The organism is Liquorilactobacillus sucicola DSM 21376 = JCM 15457, assembly GCF_000612445.1.
In the GTDB taxonomy this organism is placed as follows: domain Bacteria; phylum Bacillota; class Bacilli; order Lactobacillales; family Lactobacillaceae; genus Liquorilactobacillus; species Liquorilactobacillus sucicola.
In genome coordinates, this window is sequence record NZ_BALC01000003.1 from 331,454 (window position 1) to 346,933 (window position 15,480).

At 38.5% G+C, this 15,480-nt stretch carries 13 protein-coding genes and 2 pseudogenes; 6 read left to right on the top strand and 9 right to left on the bottom strand.

Annotation, left to right across the window (positions count from 1 at the left end):
• Positions 1-2 precede the first annotated feature (2 nt).
• The 3 genes and pseudogenes from JCM15457_RS06900 to JCM15457_RS06910 all read left to right on the top strand — a co-directional run bounded on the left by JCM15457_RS06900 (position 3) and on the right by JCM15457_RS06910 (position 3,005).
• Positions 3-950 carry a DUF4097 family beta strand repeat-containing protein gene (locus JCM15457_RS06900; RefSeq protein WP_034988677.1) on the top strand — a complete coding sequence of 316 codons (948 nt, stop codon included), beginning with the start codon at positions 3-5 and terminating at the stop codon, positions 948-950.
• Between the two features lie 17 nt (positions 951-967).
• On the top strand, positions 968-1,213 hold the full coding sequence (locus tag JCM15457_RS06905; protein ID WP_034988678.1) for a PspC domain-containing protein: 246 nt from the start codon (positions 968-970) through the stop codon (positions 1,211-1,213).
• Between the two features lie 449 nt (positions 1,214-1,662).
• Positions 1,663-3,005 (top strand): annotated as a pseudogene (locus JCM15457_RS06910) (APC family permease).
• 380 nt (positions 3,006-3,385) lie between these two features.
• On the opposite strand, the gene JCM15457_RS06915 reads toward JCM15457_RS06910, so the two are convergent.
• The 4 genes and pseudogenes from JCM15457_RS06915 to JCM15457_RS06930 form a co-directional block, all read right to left on the bottom strand.
• Positions 3,386-4,747, bottom strand: coding sequence for an MATE family efflux transporter (locus tag JCM15457_RS06915; protein ID WP_034988679.1), 1,362 nt, complete (start codon positions 4,745-4,747; stop codon positions 3,386-3,388).
• Positions 4,748-4,814: 67 nt separating this feature from the next.
• Positions 4,815-5,636 (bottom strand): carbohydrate ABC transporter permease, encoded by an 822-nt coding sequence (locus JCM15457_RS06920; protein WP_034988680.1) that lies wholly within the window; start codon positions 5,634-5,636, stop codon positions 4,815-4,817.
• Between the two features lies 1 nt (position 5,637).
• A pseudogene (locus tag JCM15457_RS06925) lies at positions 5,638-6,491 on the bottom strand (carbohydrate ABC transporter permease).
• Between the two features lie 5 nt (positions 6,492-6,496).
• Entirely contained in the window at positions 6,497-7,795 is a 1,299-nt protein-coding gene (locus JCM15457_RS06930; RefSeq protein ID WP_235725612.1) for an ABC transporter substrate-binding protein, read from the bottom strand.
• Positions 7,796-7,929: 134 nt separating this feature from the next.
• Here JCM15457_RS06930 and JCM15457_RS06935 point away from each other — a divergent pair, with 134 nt between their 5' ends.
• The gene (locus tag JCM15457_RS06935; protein WP_034988682.1) at positions 7,930-9,057 is read left to right on the top strand and encodes an ABC transporter ATP-binding protein; all 1,128 of its coding nucleotides are present in this window, start codon (positions 7,930-7,932) and stop codon (positions 9,055-9,057) included.
• 28 nt (positions 9,058-9,085) lie between these two features.
• The gene (arcA, locus tag JCM15457_RS06940; RefSeq protein WP_034988683.1) at positions 9,086-10,324 is read left to right on the top strand and encodes an arginine deiminase; all 1,239 of its coding nucleotides are present in this window, start codon (positions 9,086-9,088) and stop codon (positions 10,322-10,324) included.
• 236 nt (positions 10,325-10,560) lie between these two features.
• Here arcA and JCM15457_RS06945 read toward each other — a convergent pair whose 3' ends face one another.
• Entirely contained in the window at positions 10,561-11,397 is an 837-nt protein-coding gene (locus JCM15457_RS06945) for a MetQ/NlpA family ABC transporter substrate-binding protein (protein ID WP_034988685.1), read from the bottom strand.
• A gap of 958 nt (positions 11,398-12,355) precedes the next feature.
• On the opposite strand from JCM15457_RS06945, the gene JCM15457_RS06955 reads away from it, so the two are divergent.
• Complete coding sequence (locus JCM15457_RS06955; protein WP_051993327.1) at positions 12,356-13,141, top strand: homoserine O-acetyltransferase/O-succinyltransferase family protein; 786 nt, start codon at positions 12,356-12,358, stop codon at positions 13,139-13,141.
• 10 nt (positions 13,142-13,151) lie between these two features.
• Here the strand turns inward: JCM15457_RS06955 and JCM15457_RS06960 are convergent, their stop codons facing one another.
• The 4 genes from JCM15457_RS06960 to dhaL all read right to left on the bottom strand — a co-directional run bounded on the left by JCM15457_RS06960 (position 13,152) and on the right by dhaL (position 15,473).
• On the bottom strand, positions 13,152-13,790 hold the full coding sequence (locus tag JCM15457_RS06960; RefSeq protein WP_034988688.1) for a DUF421 domain-containing protein: 639 nt from the start codon (positions 13,788-13,790) through the stop codon (positions 13,152-13,154).
• Positions 13,791-13,798: 8 nt separating this feature from the next.
• The gene (locus tag JCM15457_RS06965) at positions 13,799-14,245 is read right to left on the bottom strand and encodes a DUF3290 domain-containing protein (RefSeq protein WP_034988689.1); all 447 of its coding nucleotides are present in this window, start codon (positions 14,243-14,245) and stop codon (positions 13,799-13,801) included.
• A gap of 284 nt (positions 14,246-14,529) precedes the next feature.
• Entirely contained in the window at positions 14,530-14,901 is a 372-nt protein-coding gene (gene dhaM, locus JCM15457_RS06970) for a dihydroxyacetone kinase phosphoryl donor subunit DhaM (RefSeq protein ID WP_034988690.1), read from the bottom strand.
• The gene (gene dhaL / locus JCM15457_RS06975; protein WP_034988692.1) at positions 14,898-15,473 is read right to left on the bottom strand and encodes a dihydroxyacetone kinase subunit DhaL; all 576 of its coding nucleotides are present in this window, start codon (positions 15,471-15,473) and stop codon (positions 14,898-14,900) included. The genes dhaM and dhaL overlap by 4 nt, the downstream gene beginning before the upstream one ends.
• Positions 15,474-15,480: the final 7 nt, after the last annotated feature.

Sequence of the window (15,480 nt, forward strand, 5' to 3'; positions counted from 1 at the left end):
TAATGAAAAGAACATTTAAGCTGGGTTGGTTCATTCTGATAATTGGACTTCTTTTGCTTGTCTTAGGGAAGATCATGCATGGGTCAAAAGAAGTTAGCTTCGATAATTGGAAACCAAAAGTCGAACAATATGCTACTACAGTTAGTAAGAAGTATACTAAAATTGGTAGGTTTACCAAAATTGATGTTAGGACAACTGAAGCTGATATTGAAATTGTGCAGGGGAACAAGTATGCGGTGGAATATGTCGGCAGGTCAAATAATAAGCCGAGCGTAAAGGTAGAAAAGGAAAAGCTGATCGTGAAGCAAGCTGAGAGTGGATTTAATGAATTCCATCTTGGTTTCAGCTATAATGACGATAGTGATGACGTAGGAAGAATAGTTATCAGTGTTCCACAAAACACTTCCTTGAATGAGCTGGATGCAAAATCTGGAGGGGGAGATGTGAAAGTGGATGATCAAAAAATAAATAGTCTAAAACTTTCCAGCAGTGACGGAGATATCGCTTTTACGCAGGCAACTGTTGCTAAGGCAAGAATAGATGTGGCTGACGGCGATGTGGCTTTCAATGAAGTACATCTAGGCTCAGGAACGATTTCACAAAATGATGGTGACCTAGTAATGAAAAATGGGGAGCTCAAACAAGTTGAAGCACGGAACCAAGACGGGGATGTTAGTTATACAGAGACGACTTTAAATGGTGGCCGACTTGAAATGCAAGATGGTGATTTTACAGCCAAGCAAGTTAAGGTGCGCGGTTCTTACAGCGTCAGCAATAGTGACGGTGATAATAGTGTCGAAAATTCTCAAGTAGGCGGTTACCGCTTAACAACATCAGATGGGAACAATAGACTGTTTGAGCGCAGTTCAGAAAGTGATCTGACATGGAATAACAAAACGACTGATATTTTAAAATTATCAACGATTGACGGCGATAATGAAGTTAAATAGAAAGGATTGATTGGACTATGAAAAAGAAATTAACTAAATCTGATGATAAGGTCTTTGCAGGTGTTTTTGGAGGAGTGGCTGAATATTTTGGATGGGACAAGTCATGGACGAGAATTGTCGGAGCATTGCTGATCGTTTTTCCAGGAAATGTTTTTTTGGGCCTTTTAGTATATATCATTGCAGCTGTTGTGATGCCCGAAAAGGGTGATACCAATCATCGGGATGATGACGATGATATTATTGAAGGCGAATTTAGAGAATAAAAAAATAATTAAATAGATTTAGACTGCTTTGTTTGAATTCAAAAAAACTTGATTAAAAAAATGATTTTGTTACACTTATTCGAGTGCGGGTTTATTTTTAATCGAAGAACATGAATCTAGCATTCAAATAAACTGATAAACTTAGCAGTGTATTTTAATGTTGGAGCTGGGTCAAAAGTTAAATTTTAACCTAGCTCCTCTATTTATTTTGTACAAAAGGGTTCCTTAAGTCAAAATTATCCGTCTATTGCGAACTACTCATAGCTAAAGTACGGCGCTATGTAAGTGGTTTCGTGTAGTACTCAAATTTTACCGATTTATGTACACTCCCTTTCCCTTTTTCGGTTAAAAACAAACCAAGCATAATTTTATATTGGAGGGATTTTTTGAAAAGGGATATTTTCAAAAAAGAGTCTATTGACACGTTTCTTAAGGCAGATGCAAGGTTGATGAGAACCTTGCATACCAAGGACCTGATTGCTTTAGGAATTGGTGCTGTAATTGGAACAGGGATCTTTATTCTCCCTGGGCATGAGGCAGCACAGCACGCCGGGCCAGCAGTGGCAATTTCCTTTTTGCTTGCAGCTTTAGTTTCAGGACTGGTTGGAATGGCATATGCTGAATTTTCCTCAGCAATGCCTGTTGCAGGTTCAGCCTATTCATTCGGTTCAGTTGTCTACGGTGAGATCATAGGCTGGATCTTAGGCTGGGCGCTTATTCTGGAATATTTTTTAGCAGTTTCTGCCGAAGCAACCGGATTTGCAGCGTATTTTAATAATAATATTTTGGCAGCAATTGGATTTGAACTGCCTAAGTTTTTGCAGACAGGGCCTCTCGAACATGGAGTTGTCAATTTGACAGCTGTTCTGATTGTTTTGCTGGTGGCCTTCATAATAGGTCAGGGAACGATGCTTTCTAAAAAAGTTGAAAACATCGCGGTAGTTGTTAAGGTTTCGATTATAGTGTTATTTATTATTGTTGGTCTTTTTTACATTAAATCAACAAATTATACACCTTTTTATCCTGAGCAATTTCATGGGGCCCCTTTGGTTTAGGCGGGATTTCAACGGCAGCGGCGACCGTCTTTTTTGCATTTATAGGTTTTGATGCGTTAGCAGCGAATTCGGCAGAGACAGTTGATCCACATAAAAATGTTGTACGCGGTGTCTTAGGGACGGTCGTCATTGCAGTTGTTTTATATGTCTCATTTACGCTTGTCTTAACGGGAATAGTGAACTATAAGGATTTGAATGTAGATGATCCTGCAGCATATGCATTGAAAGTTATAAATCTTTCAAGTTGGAACAAGTTAATTACTATTGGAGCACTGATAGGGATTTTTACGGCGATGTTAACGATGTTTTTTGGAGGATCACGGCTTGTATATGCTTTGGGTCGAGATGGGCTGTTGCCAGGCAATTTTGGCAAGGTTAGCAAGAAAAACAAGGTACCAATGAGAGCTGTGGTTCTCGCAACCATTGTCCAAGCTGCCTTCGCTGGTTTTGTACCCTTGACAGAATTGGCAGCATTGATCAATGCGGGAACGCTGTTAGCCTTTGCTTTTATTTCATTCGGTGTAATTCCATTGAGGAGGCGGAAGGACATTCATAATAATGGCTTCAAAATGCCTTTTTATCCGTTTTTGCCGATCTTAGCTGGCAGTTGCAGTATCTATTTCATTTGGATGCTGCCATCCTTAACTAAAATCTGGGTTTCTATTTGGATACTAGCCGGTATTATTATTTATTTTGTTTATGGGATTAGACACTCGAATTTGCAAAAAAATAAATAAACTATGTAAAAAAATAGTGCTTGCGATATTGATATTTAATATTTCAGAAAATCAATGGCCAGTGAACAGGGATAACACATGCTTAAACAGAAAAAAGCTAACTGTTGAATACAGTTGATTCATATAGCATAGAACTTAAAATATAAACACTGGATCAAAACGAAGTACCCTATAGTAGTTAGACAAAAATCTAATTATTATGGGGTACTTCATTTTGGAGTGCCACAGAAAGGTTAAATCTTGCTCCAGTCCTCTATTAATGCTATATAAGTGTATTAAATTAAGTGCGATCTAGAACACATTTGTACAAAATAAAAAGGGAGCTAAGTTAAAATTTAATTTTTATGTTTAAGCTTACTGTAGTTTTGACAATCATTCGTTTAGTCGGGCATTTGCGCGCCTCTTTGTTGGAGTTGAGACATTTTTCTAACTTGTCGAATTGCTCTCCAAAAGCGATAGGCTAATGTCAGAATGCCCCCGAGCCAAGCCAATGGAGCCGAAAGGCAGATGCCGACATATCCCCAGATACTGACTAAGATGATTGCTGCAAGAGCGCGCATTAGTAGTTCAATTAGGCCTGCAATCATCGGAAGTAAATTGTAATTCAATCCTTGTAATGTAAAACGCAAGATAAATAGGCCGGAGAGCAGAACATACCAAGGTGTTACAAGCGCAAAGTAAGTTTGCGTCAAGTTTAAAAGTTCTTTTCCAGGATTTGAAATAAATAGATAGGTCAGTTGGCTGCTGCTCAAGAGGATAAGCAATGTGATAATAATACTTGTCATCACAGATACAATAAATGTTTGTTTGATGCCTAGTAAAACACGCTGATATTTTTGACCACCAGCATTTTGAGCAACGTAAGTACCTAAAGCAGTACCCAAAGCTGACATTGGAAGCATTGACAACTGATCTATCTTTGAGGCAACCGAAAAAGCTGCAATAGCCTCTGTACCAAGCTGGTTTAGGGAGCGTTGGACCAGAATTGCACCAATTGCAATGATGGAAAATTGCAACCCCATCGGTATTCCAGAAGCCAGCTGGATCTTGATCTCTTTAAAAGCTAGATGCTGCGGTTTGTGCCAATAAAGCAATGGTACGTGACGATAAATATGGTAAATACAAAGAATTGCCGAAATAAACTGGGCACAGACAGTTGCAAGCGCAGAGCCGGCAATGCCCCAATGAAAAACTAAAATGAAGACAAAATTGAATAGGATATTAGCGATGCTAGAGATTCCAAGGAAAATTAATGGTGTACGACTATTGCCGATTGAACGTAGCATATTAGATAAAAAATTGAAAGTCATTGAGATCGGAATTCCGGCGAAGATAATGCTTATATATGTTTGAGCCTGGACAAGAATAAGTGACGGGGTTCCCAATAATTTTAAAATATCATCCGCTAATATGATACCGGAAATCATCAGAATAAAGGCTATGAGCAGTGCTAAAATAGCGCTGACTCCAAAGCGTCGACTGACTTGTTGTGGATTCTGCGAACCAAAAGAATTGGCTACCAGAAGTCCCATACCCGCGGTTGTTCCTTGTGCAAATCCAATGATAAAACCGACTAAACTTGTTGTGCTTCCAATAGCAGCTACCGCATTCTTCCCCATCAACTGACCAACGATCATGATGTCAGAAAAATTATACAGTTGCTGCAATAAACCGCTCAACAAAATCGGCCATCCAAAGTTGAGAATTATTTTCCAAGGCTTACCTACAGTTAAAATTGTCATTTCCTCCTATGAATAGATGTATTCGATGACTCGCTAGTATAGCAGTATTATATAGCATTAACCAAGGCTACTTAATAGCACCTTCAGTAACACTTGTCATAACTTGTTTTTGCAGGAGCAAGAAAAGGGCGATAATCGGTATCATGGATAAAACTAATCCAGCTAGTGCGAGCTGCCATTCACTATTGGTTTCACCGAAGAAAGAATACATTTTGAGTGGAATAGTGTACATACCATCTTTATTAACGACAAGTGAGGGCAATAGGTAATCATTCCATATTTTCATTGAATTTAAGATAATAACGGTACCGGTCATCGGACTTACAGCTGGAAAAATAACGTGGATAAAGGTTTTTAAGGGATAAGCTCCATCCAAGGCTGCCGCCTCATCCAAACTTTTGGGGACACCTTGAAAAGCACCATAGTAAAGAATGATAGATAGACTGACTGATAAGCCAGTATTCATAATGATTAAACTGGTTCTATTTAAAAAATCGACTTTTCCAAAAATTGAGAGTAAGGGGATCATGATTGATTGGAAAGGAATCAGCATTGTACCCGCACAAACATAATAAATGATAGAACTAAAAGGACCTTTTACTCGCGAAATAGCATACGCGGCAGCAGCTGAAACGACAGTGATCAAACCAACACTGCCTATTGTAATTAATAATGAATTAAGAAAGCTGTGAGCAAAATCCAAGGCTTGAAAAGCAGTCTTAAAATTAGCTAAAGAGAAGTCTTTCGTGAACCAGAGCGGGTTTTGGAATACCCCTCGTTTTCCTTTCATCGAGTTGATCAGTACGATCGCAAAGGGGTACACCCAAAACAATCCAATGACACTGAAAATAGCTATACTCAAATACTTCAAGCTTCTTTTTTTCGGCATATTAGTTCTCCCCCCGTCTGGAAAGTGCTAGTTGCAGAAATGATACTAGAGTAACGCAGAAGAAGAGAATAATTCCTGCAGCCTGTGCATACCCCTGCTGAAAATTAACAAAGGCAGTGTTATAAATATACATAGAAATCATTTCGGTTGAACGATAAGGCCCTCCATTAGTTAAGGCCAAGTTCTGTTCATAGAGTTTGAATGAATTTGCTAAAGTTAAAAATAAGCTGATTGTAAACGCTGGAGCAAGTTGAGGTAACTTGATAAAGAAGAGGATCTGCCTGCGATTGGCACCATCAAGACGAGCCGCTTGAATTGTGTTTTGCGGGATTGAATTTAAAAATGAAACATAAATCAACATGATATAGCCGCTCATTTGCCAAACAAATAAAATGACGATCCCCCAGAAACCAGTGCGTGGATCACTGAGCCAGCCATTGAAAAAGCTTAGATGTAAGCCGCTGCCAATTGCTTTAAAGGCAGAAGTGAAGATAAATTGCCAGATGAATCCAAGCAAGATACCTCCAATCAAATTAGGCATGAAGAAAATAGTTCGCAAAGCTTTATTAAAACGATTATCTGAACTCGTAACAATCAAGCAAAAGCCAAGCCGATTAGATTTATTAGAAGAACAGAAACGACTGAGAATTTGACGGTCAACCATAAACTTTGCAGAAAAATCGTATCCCGAAAAAGAATTTGATAGTTTTTGAAGCCGATAAATGAGGCCCGCAGCCCATTTGAATCAGTGAATGAATAATAAATACCAATTAAAAACGGTAGAGCAATAATCAGAATAATAAAAAGCAAGGCAGGTAATACGAACGCCCAGTACTGGTGTTTTTTTATAAGCATATCTTTCACTCCCCACTCTGAATCTCGCGCAACTGACGGTACTTAGTCGTTACGACCTTCTCTAATTGTTTCCAAGTGATGTCGTAGACAAAATAACGCTGAATATATGGGCCAAGAACCTGCGTCGAAAAGCCGTTAGGATACTGTTTGTGAATAGGAGCACGTGCGTTTTTTGCAGAGCCGATACGGTAAATATCTTTTGATAGGTCATCAGGCAAACGCGTAACATCAAAATTCTTGGTGGCGGGCACGAAACGCATCTCATTGATAATGACATTTTCGGCATCTCTTGAGGTAAACATCCAATTTACGAAATCTTTTGCTGCTTTTTCACGCTTAGGATGGTCATTAGTGACACCTAAGTACCACGAGGATCCGGTGAGTAGACGATCAGACCCATCATTTTTGGTAAAGAATGGTAACATTCCCAGATTCTTTTGAACAAATCCCTTTTCGATCCCGTCAAGTGTTGGGACAATCCAGTTTCCTTGTGGAATCATTGCAACTTTTCCGTTGTAGAAAAGATCTTGAACAGAAGGATCATATTTGACTGACAAGATAGGTTGGACACTATAATTTCTTATCAAAGTGTAATAAGCATGCATTTGAGTTCCATATTTCCAGGGAAATTCTGTACTCTTAAAAGCCTTGACTTGGTCATTATCATACGCTTGTGAGGTGAATTGAGCTGAAACCGAAGCGATAGAATTAGTATCAGCTCCGTTAAATCCGAATACCCCGCTTAAACCTAACTTGTCTTTTTGCGCATCTATCTTTTTGACTGCACGTACAAAATCGGCATAGTTGTGGATTGCAGCAGCATTAACACCTGCTTTAGCGAAAACAGCTTTATTGTAAGACCAGCCATAAGCCTCTAAGTCAACAGGAAGGCCAACAAGCCGTTTCTCCGATATCCCACCGCTACGCAAACTCGGTAGAATAGTCTTAGTAGCCGGCAATCCCTGTAAGCTAACTAAATGGTCTTTATAACGATCGATCTCAGGTAATCCGCCAAGCATGATGATATCCGGTGCTTCACCAGAAGCAAACTTTGCTTGAAGTGCGGCAGCACCACCACCCTGACCAGAAGTTGTTATCTGAATAGAGACATTGGGATGCTCTTTAGTATACATTTTTGCTAACTTTTGATATTGACTGCTTATTTCTGGCTTCTGGTTAAAAAAATTGAGCTTGATCTTATTACTATTGCTTTGTTGTGAGTTGGAGCTGCATCCTGCTATGAAAAATATTGGTATTATCAATACAAAGAAAAGCGTACTGAGTTTGCGACGCATGAAAGTCATTCTACCGCCCCCCTCATTCTTCTTGCTTGCTAATAAAGTCAACGATTCGTTATAATTCTTATCATAATCTTATAGTGTTATTATGAAACATGAGGTAGGCAAAATCAAAGAATACACACAAGGGGGCCGTACTAATGAGCAAAGTGCAGATAGAACATCTATTTAAGCGGTATGAAAATGCAGATGAAGATACATTAAAAGATGTTAATCTTGAAATCAATGATAAAGAGTTTGTCTCAATTATTGGACCATCGGGATGTGGTAAGTCGACTCTGTTGCGGTGCTTTGCTGGTCTGGAGAAAATAACACGAGGTAAGATTCTAATTGATGGAGAAAGGTTCGATACTATTCCGCCGCAAAAAAGGCGAATCGCAATGGTTTTTCAAGATTATGCACTATATCCACACATGACGGTTTATAATAACATGGCATTCAACTTAAAACTGAGCAAATTTTCCAAAGAAGAAATAGACAATAAAGTCAAAAAAGCAGCAGCAAAACTGGGACTATCTGAGTTTCTAAAGCGTAAACCAGCCCAACTTTCAGGCGGTCAAAGACAGCGGGTGGCTTTGGGGCGAGCGATGGTCCGAGATCCTAAAATCTTTTTAATGGATGAACCACTTTCAAATTTAGATGCAAAATTAAGGGTTTCTACGCGGCAAGATATTATTGAAATGCATCGTCAGTTAGGGACAGTCACTATTTATGTTACTCATGATCAAGCTGAAGCGATGGCAATGTCTGATAAGATCTTACTGATGCGAGATGGAATTGTTCAGCAATACGGCAGTCCTGATCAGCTCTATGATCAGCCACATAACCTTTTTGTTGCACGTTTTATTGGGTCTCCAAGTATGAATATTCTTCATGGTACGCTGAATCCAAAGGGAGATTTTTCTGTTGGCAAGACAAAGTTTGATCTTAAGGGGATAATAGCGCCTGAGCTTTTGCCGACTAGTTCTCGTAAAGTGGTTCTTGGGTTCCGCCCTGAGAAAGTTGCTCAGGTTACTTTTACTAATCAGGTTGAAGAAACTGTAAAACATGAAAAAGATTTTGTCTTCACTGCGAGGAAAAACTTGTCAGAGTACATGGGATCACACACATTGGTTTACTTAAAGATGGATGATGGAACGAACATTGTAGTGGAAACAGCTAAAAAGATCAATGATGAAAAGAGCCCGCGGAGTTTGCAGATACATGTTCATTCCCAAGATATTTATTTTTTCGATGAAAAGACGGGATTGAATTTAAGTAGTATTTAGCTTAACTAAGAGAAAGGAATTAATAGAGATGGGCTTCCAAATCAAAATAAAATCTGAAATCGGCAAGTTAAGGGCGGTTTTGTTAAAACGTCCTGGCAAGGAAATTGAAAACATTACGCCTGCAACAATGCATGATTTGCTTTTTGATGATATACCATACTTATCAGAAGCTCAGAAAGAACACGATAGATTTGCAGAGATATTGCGGCAAAATGGAACGAAAGTTTTATACTTAGACAATCTGATAACAGAAGTGCTTAAGAACCGGAACGTTAAAAGCAACTTTATATCACAAATGATTACAAATTCTGGGTTCACCGATGGAACGACGGCGATATTTTTAAAAGAGTATTTCAGCAATCTAAGACCAAATGATTTGGTTGAAAAACTTATGACAGGGCTACGCAAAGAAGAGGTTGGCGGCAAGCTAAAAAATTTACGTGGATTTCCGGAAATTGATACCGATCCATTTGTAATGGCTCCTATGCCTAATTTGTATTTTACACGTGACTTGGCTTCTGTTATCGGGCAGGGGGCAAGTGTCAGTAACATGACTTTCAAGGTGCGGAAGCGAGAAACAATTTTCCTTGAGTACATTTTGGCAAAACATCCGCTTTTTTCCGAACATGCTATTCCATATTGGCATAGAAGAGATGATAAGACACAGCTTGAAGGCGGAGATATATTGGTTTTGAATAATCACGTACTAGCAGTCGGCATCTCGCAAAGAACGTCTGTTGAAGCGATCGAGGCTTTGGCAGATGTCTTGTTTAAAAATAAATCTGGATATGATACGATCATTGCACTCAAAATTCCAAAGAGTCATGCAATGATGCATTTAGATACAGTTTTTACGATGGTGAACTATGATCAGTTCACAGTTTACCCAGATATTATGCGGGAGTACCGAAAAATGGATATTTGGACTTTGCGTTCATCGACGAAAGGTATAAAGTATAGAAAATACACAGATTTGCAAGAAGTGCTCAAAGACGTCTTGGGTTTGAGCGAGATTGATCTTATATATACTGGGAATGGGGATGCGGTGGCAGCACCACGTGAACAATGGAATGATGGCAGCAATACTCTGACGATTGCTCCAGGGGAGGTTGTAACGTATGATCGCAATTATGTGTCTAATGAGCTGCTGCGACAACATGGCATAAAGGTTCACGAGATGCCTTCAAGTGAATTGTCGCGTGGCCGCGGGGGCCCACGCTGTATGTCAATGCCATTGCAACGTGAAGAGCTGTCTCAGGAAAATTAATTCATACAATGCAAGATTTGAAATAAGAAGAAGGCTTCACAAGTTGTAATTTTGACTAATGAAATATTTTTATAAGGAAAAGGGGCAGGATCAAAAGTTATTTTTGACCTTGCCCCATCTGTTTTTTTAGTTAATATCCGAATTAATGTATTTCGATAATCAGTCTTTTTTGCTCAACCACAATTAATGCTCCAAGCCTAACGACTGTTGGTACACTCTCTTTTCATGAGAGAGCCTTATTTAGATTTTGCTGTTACCCAATAATTGTCTTTATTGTGATCTTCGAGGTATTTTTTGAATTCTTTTGAATGATATGCCTTTTTGACGGCAACTGCCCATTTTTTGTTAACATTTTTCTTGTTAGTTGCAGCAACGAGCTGATATTCTGAGCGAACTGTTTCTGGCAACAATATTTTACGTGTTGAAATTTTGGCACTATAGGCAACTGAACCGGGAAGGATAACATAATCAAAATTTTTGATTGAACGTGGAATAGTAGAAGAATCCAGCTCGGTAATATGCAGGTCATATTTATTTGAAGCAATATCTTTATTAGTTGCAGTAATCGGATCAGTTCCGTCCTTTAATGTAATCCACCCGGCTTTAACCAAAAGATTGTAAGCACGCGCGGTATTGGCAGGATCATTAGGGATGGCAACCTTATCACCAGAACTTACATCCCGCAGCACTTTTTTATTGGCAGGATAGAGCCCAGTTGGAACTGTCGGTATCTTTGTTATAGAAGCTAAACCAGCATTTTTTTCTTTGTTGAAGTTTTTTAAATAGGCAGTATGCTGATCAACATTGAGATCAATCTGATCATCACTCAGTGCAATATCTGCATTTAATAAGTTATTAAACGATTTGTTAGTAACTTTGTAGCCTTCTTTTTCCAAAATGGGCTTGATGCCTTTTATGAATAATTCACTGTATGGACCTGGAGAACTTCCTAACCTAATGGTCTGTTTTGATTCGTTTGTTGATGCTGATTTACGTCCAAACGAGAAAAAGCCGATCACGACTAAGATGAGTACAATAATTGCTGTGATAATGGTAATCCTTGTTTTCTTCATAGTTAAACCACCTTAATTTTTATATGTCAGTTCCTAGCCTATTACAAAAAATATTAGTTAAATATAGCTTCACCCCACTACTTCTAGAATAATTAGTATAAAAAAAGCTCACGACTCAAGTTGTTTTACTTGTGTCGTGAGACGAATAATCGCTGTACCACTCACGCGTGAATGCACTTATCTTATTTCTAAATAAATGCTGTAATAGCTATAACGGGCATTTCCGGATCAAGCTTACCTTTAGATTGCTCACATGATCAATTACTTTGAGACCATCTTCCAAGGCATTTTATCACCGGATTTTCAGCAATCACCGATTCTCTTTTAAGATGCACTGCCAAGTACTCATCTCATTGGTATCTATTTAACAGTGACAATATAGCAAAAAAATGCACATTGTGTCAACATCGATTTTTAATTTTACTAATTTAAATTTAATCGTAAGCGAATTATTAAGCAAAAGTTGCTGCAAGGATGTACAAGTGGATGATAACTAGTTAAATCAACTACCCACTTTGAAAAATATAGAATCTCGAACGTTAAATAATACTATTTCTAGAAGGAGATTGAATTAATTAGTGAAACATCATAGTAAAAAAACATTGACCTTTTAACTGAATTGTCATATTATCTTAACAAAGATATTTTTGCGTCGAAGAGAAGAGTATGCCGACAAGTAGGGTTAGAGCGACTGTCGATAGTGAGAGGGCAGATCACGAAAGTTGGCTGAAGATGATCTCTGAGCTGCAACTGGTGCTGCTGGGTGCTTGTTGGCCGGTTGTGCCCGATAAAGTGCTAGGCATTTTCTGCTGTAGGTGGGAGTGCTGGAGAGTTATTGCTTATGTGGAGCAATTTAAATTTTGGGTGGTAACACGAATTTTATTCGTCCCTTCTGTGCCGGTTTGGTGCAGGGGGATTTTTTTATTATAAATTATATTTTTAATTGGGGGCTTTGAGGATGAAAAGACAAAATGAAAAAAAATCATTGTTGATCTTGAACTTGATGCCAAATAAATTGGAGACGGAAAAACAGTTGAACTACGTTTTTAAGAATAACAATGAAATTCTCGAAAAAACATATTGTTATCCGGGAACGCATCATTTTAAATCTATCCAACCGAAAGAGGTTAAAGAGCGCTATCGCAGTTTTGAAGAGATCAAAGGGAATCAGTATGACGGTTTGCTCATTACCGGCGCACCTGTTGAACATATCCCCTTTAACGATGTTGATTATTGGGATGAATTTTGTCAGATAATCGAGTGGTCTAAGAATCACTGTAAAAAGTCTTTGTTGCTCTGCTGGGCTGCACAAGCGGGAATGTACTGTATCGCTAGGGTGCCTAAGAGAATTTGCACAGAAAAAGTATTCGGTATTTATAAGTTAAATATTCAGTCAGAAAAGCATGAATTATTACGAGGATTAGATGATAATATGTGCATGCCTTTTTCAAGATATTCAACGAATAATGTTGAAGATTTAAGTGGGGGAGCTTTTGATGTGATTGCCGATTCGCCTGATGTGGGGCCAGTAATCATAGAAACAAAGGATCAAAAATTTACTTTTGTGACCGGTCATCCCGAATATGAAACCAAGACACTGGATGAGGAATATAAGCGAGACGTGAATAAGGGGAAAAAAATAAAAAAACCGGCAAATTACTATGCCAGTCATGATAACAAAATAATAAATACATGGACCACATATAGTCAACAGCTTTTTAATAACTGGGTAAAATCACTGTAGGAAAAGAACATTAATTCTTTTTGTAAGGCGTCAGCCGCAAACGACTAGCCAGATATTCACCTAAATAAACATCATTGATATCTTCGAACCCTCTTTTTTTAACTTCTGCGTTTAGCCATTCAACATCTTTATTAATTAGTTCGAGGACATCAATATTAGGCTGACCATCTACTATAATTGGGTAGCGGATATTTTCATCTCCATATTCAATGACCACAAGTTGACCATTTTGTTCAAGAAGCCCGCTTTTTACCTTGCTTACCTCATAGATTCCGTGTGCCCGCAGGCGGAACATCAATTCACTTGCAGAGACCCCTCTTTTCAAACATTCGTTAACATCAACTTGTCCATTCTTTATCAAGACGCGAGGCTTGCCATCAATGATATTTTTCACATAACGGTTGTGTTCTTTGAAAAATTTGACACTCAAGACAAGCAGTGTCCAGATTAAAAGAACCATAATGAATTGTAAAATAGTAATGTCATTATTATATATGACGCCACCAATGATGCCACCAAGTACGTAATTTTGCACCTGATCCATGGCGGTGATAGGGGCAAGGTTTCCCTTTCCAAGAAGGTTGATTTGAAGGACTAGGCATAATATACCTAGAGCAAATTTAATGATTATCGGGCTATATAATTCCATTTTTCCTCCTAATTGTCTTCAATTGATATTTTTTTGTCCATAAGATGCGTCCTAGTCAAAGTATAATTTGATTGATCCATACTCAAATTAACACGATAATAGTTTTTTTTGATTCTAACTATTACACCGTCTGTTAACTGGGTTGAATTTACCAGGACATCAGTAGAGTTAAGGTGCCTGTCAGCAGCAACATTTTCAATAAAGGCTACCATTTGAGAAGATTGCGAATGGCGGCTTTCGCTTTGAACATAGTCTGAGTATTGCAACCCCAGCATGAATAGGAGCAGTAGCAAGACAATGATACTTAAGTCGCGATATTTTATTTGAATTCTGTGCCGCCAATACAGCGTACTAACAATGAGCAAAACTAGTAGTAAGATGAATGTCACAATATACTTTATAAAATCATTCAGCTGAAGCTGATTTTCGATATAATTTATTCCGAAAAAAGTCATATGTCCTCCGTTGTTTTAAATTAGATAATCCTTTGTTTATTATAATACTATTTACGGTTGTTATTTGAAAATAAACTTGGTTTCTTGAAAGTTAAAAAATCTGTTAGTAGAGTTTAAAGAATAACTACGACACATCGAAGTAGAAAATTAAAATTATAAAAAAACAGAATCAAGTCAATGCTTCGACTTGATTCCGTTTATGCTTGATTGCAAGAATTAAAACTTGGACGGCAGCATATAGCACAGTTCATAAATTAACTCTAGTACAATAGAAGTTGGCGCATTTATTTTATTTTAAGCGGTGCGAGCTGTTTCTCGATCTCATCAAGAGGGACACCAGCTTGAATAAGTGTAGCAGCTGTATAAGCGCCTTCTATGAAGGCTGTGTCGTACAGATGGACCTGCTTATCTGTCATTTCGATTGCAAGTTCAAGGTTCATCTTGGAACTACCGATATCATAGAATGCAAGCACTTCCTCCGCTTCATTCTTTTCAATGGCGGATAAAATTTTTTCCATGCTGGTGCCAATGTCATTATCATCTGTTCCGCCAGCACTGGAGAGAGAGACATCCGGTGCTACTTGTACCAGTAGTTTGGGGATTCCATTCGCTATCTCTGGTACATGGGACACAAGAATGATTCCTACTTTTTTCATAGAGTTCCCTCCGTTTCCAGCAAAGCGGTGAATAAGTAGCCACTTGAAACAGCTCCAGGATCCAAGTGACCAATTGAACGTTCACCTAAATAGGAGGCACGACCTTTGCGTGCTTGCATATCTTTAGTAGAAGCGATGGCATCATCAATTATCTTAGGAGTTATCGCATTGCTTTGTGCAACGGGTGACCAGACATCAACCATAGTCTTATCTCCCTCAGTAGCACCACCGCGTTTTTTAATACCAGCCAGTGCCACGCTAAGTAATTCATTGACTTTTTGTGTTTCAGAGCACTTTTTAGCCATTTCCAAGAAGGCTGTCCCATATAGAGGTCCAGAAGCACCGCCAACCTTACTAATCAGACCCATTGCTATTGCTTTTAATACGGTTTTTAAATCAGGATCTTGCAGTTGTGCCAGACTATTTTTAACACCATCCATACCACGCATCATATTATTACCATGATCTCCGTCACCAATAGGAGTATCCAGTTCACTAAGGTAGTCTTTGTTTTCTTCGATTTTGCGGTAAAAGCTATCCATCCATTTTTTAGTATTTTCGGCTGTTAACATGTGTATT

What these genes read in the sequence shown, in the direction of transcription:
- JCM15457_RS06900 (WP_034988677.1), top strand. Translation starts at nt 3, where the DNA reads ATGAAAAGAACATTTAAGCTGGGTTGGTTCATTCTGATAATTGGACTT.
- JCM15457_RS06905 (WP_034988678.1), top strand. Translation starts at nt 968, where the DNA reads ATGAAAAAGAAATTAACTAAATCTGATGATAAGGTCTTTGCAGGTGTT.
- JCM15457_RS06915 (WP_034988679.1), bottom strand. Translation starts at nt 4,747, where the DNA reads ATGACAATTTTAACTGTAGGTAAGCCTTGGAAAATAATTCTCAACTTT.
- JCM15457_RS06920 (WP_034988680.1), bottom strand. Translation starts at nt 5,636, where the DNA reads ATGCCGAAAAAAAGAAGCTTGAAGTATTTGAGTATAGCTATTTTCAGT.
- JCM15457_RS06930 (WP_235725612.1), bottom strand. Translation starts at nt 7,795, where the DNA reads ATGACTTTCATGCGTCGCAAACTCAGTACGCTTTTCTTTGTATTGATA.
- JCM15457_RS06935 (WP_034988682.1), top strand. Translation starts at nt 7,930, where the DNA reads ATGAGCAAAGTGCAGATAGAACATCTATTTAAGCGGTATGAAAATGCA.
- arcA (WP_034988683.1), top strand. Translation starts at nt 9,086, where the DNA reads ATGGGCTTCCAAATCAAAATAAAATCTGAAATCGGCAAGTTAAGGGCG.
- JCM15457_RS06945 (WP_034988685.1), bottom strand. Translation starts at nt 11,397, where the DNA reads ATGAAGAAAACAAGGATTACCATTATCACAGCAATTATTGTACTCATC.
- JCM15457_RS06955 (WP_051993327.1), top strand. Translation starts at nt 12,356, where the DNA reads ATGAAAAGACAAAATGAAAAAAAATCATTGTTGATCTTGAACTTGATG.
- JCM15457_RS06960 (WP_034988688.1), bottom strand. Translation starts at nt 13,790, where the DNA reads ATGGAATTATATAGCCCGATAATCATTAAATTTGCTCTAGGTATATTA.
- JCM15457_RS06965 (WP_034988689.1), bottom strand. Translation starts at nt 14,245, where the DNA reads ATGACTTTTTTCGGAATAAATTATATCGAAAATCAGCTTCAGCTGAAT.
- dhaM (WP_034988690.1), bottom strand. Translation starts at nt 14,901, where the DNA reads ATGAAAAAAGTAGGAATCATTCTTGTGTCCCATGTACCAGAGATAGCG.
- dhaL (WP_034988692.1), bottom strand. Translation starts at nt 15,473, where the DNA reads ATGTTAACAGCCGAAAATACTAAAAAATGGATGGATAGCTTTTACCGC.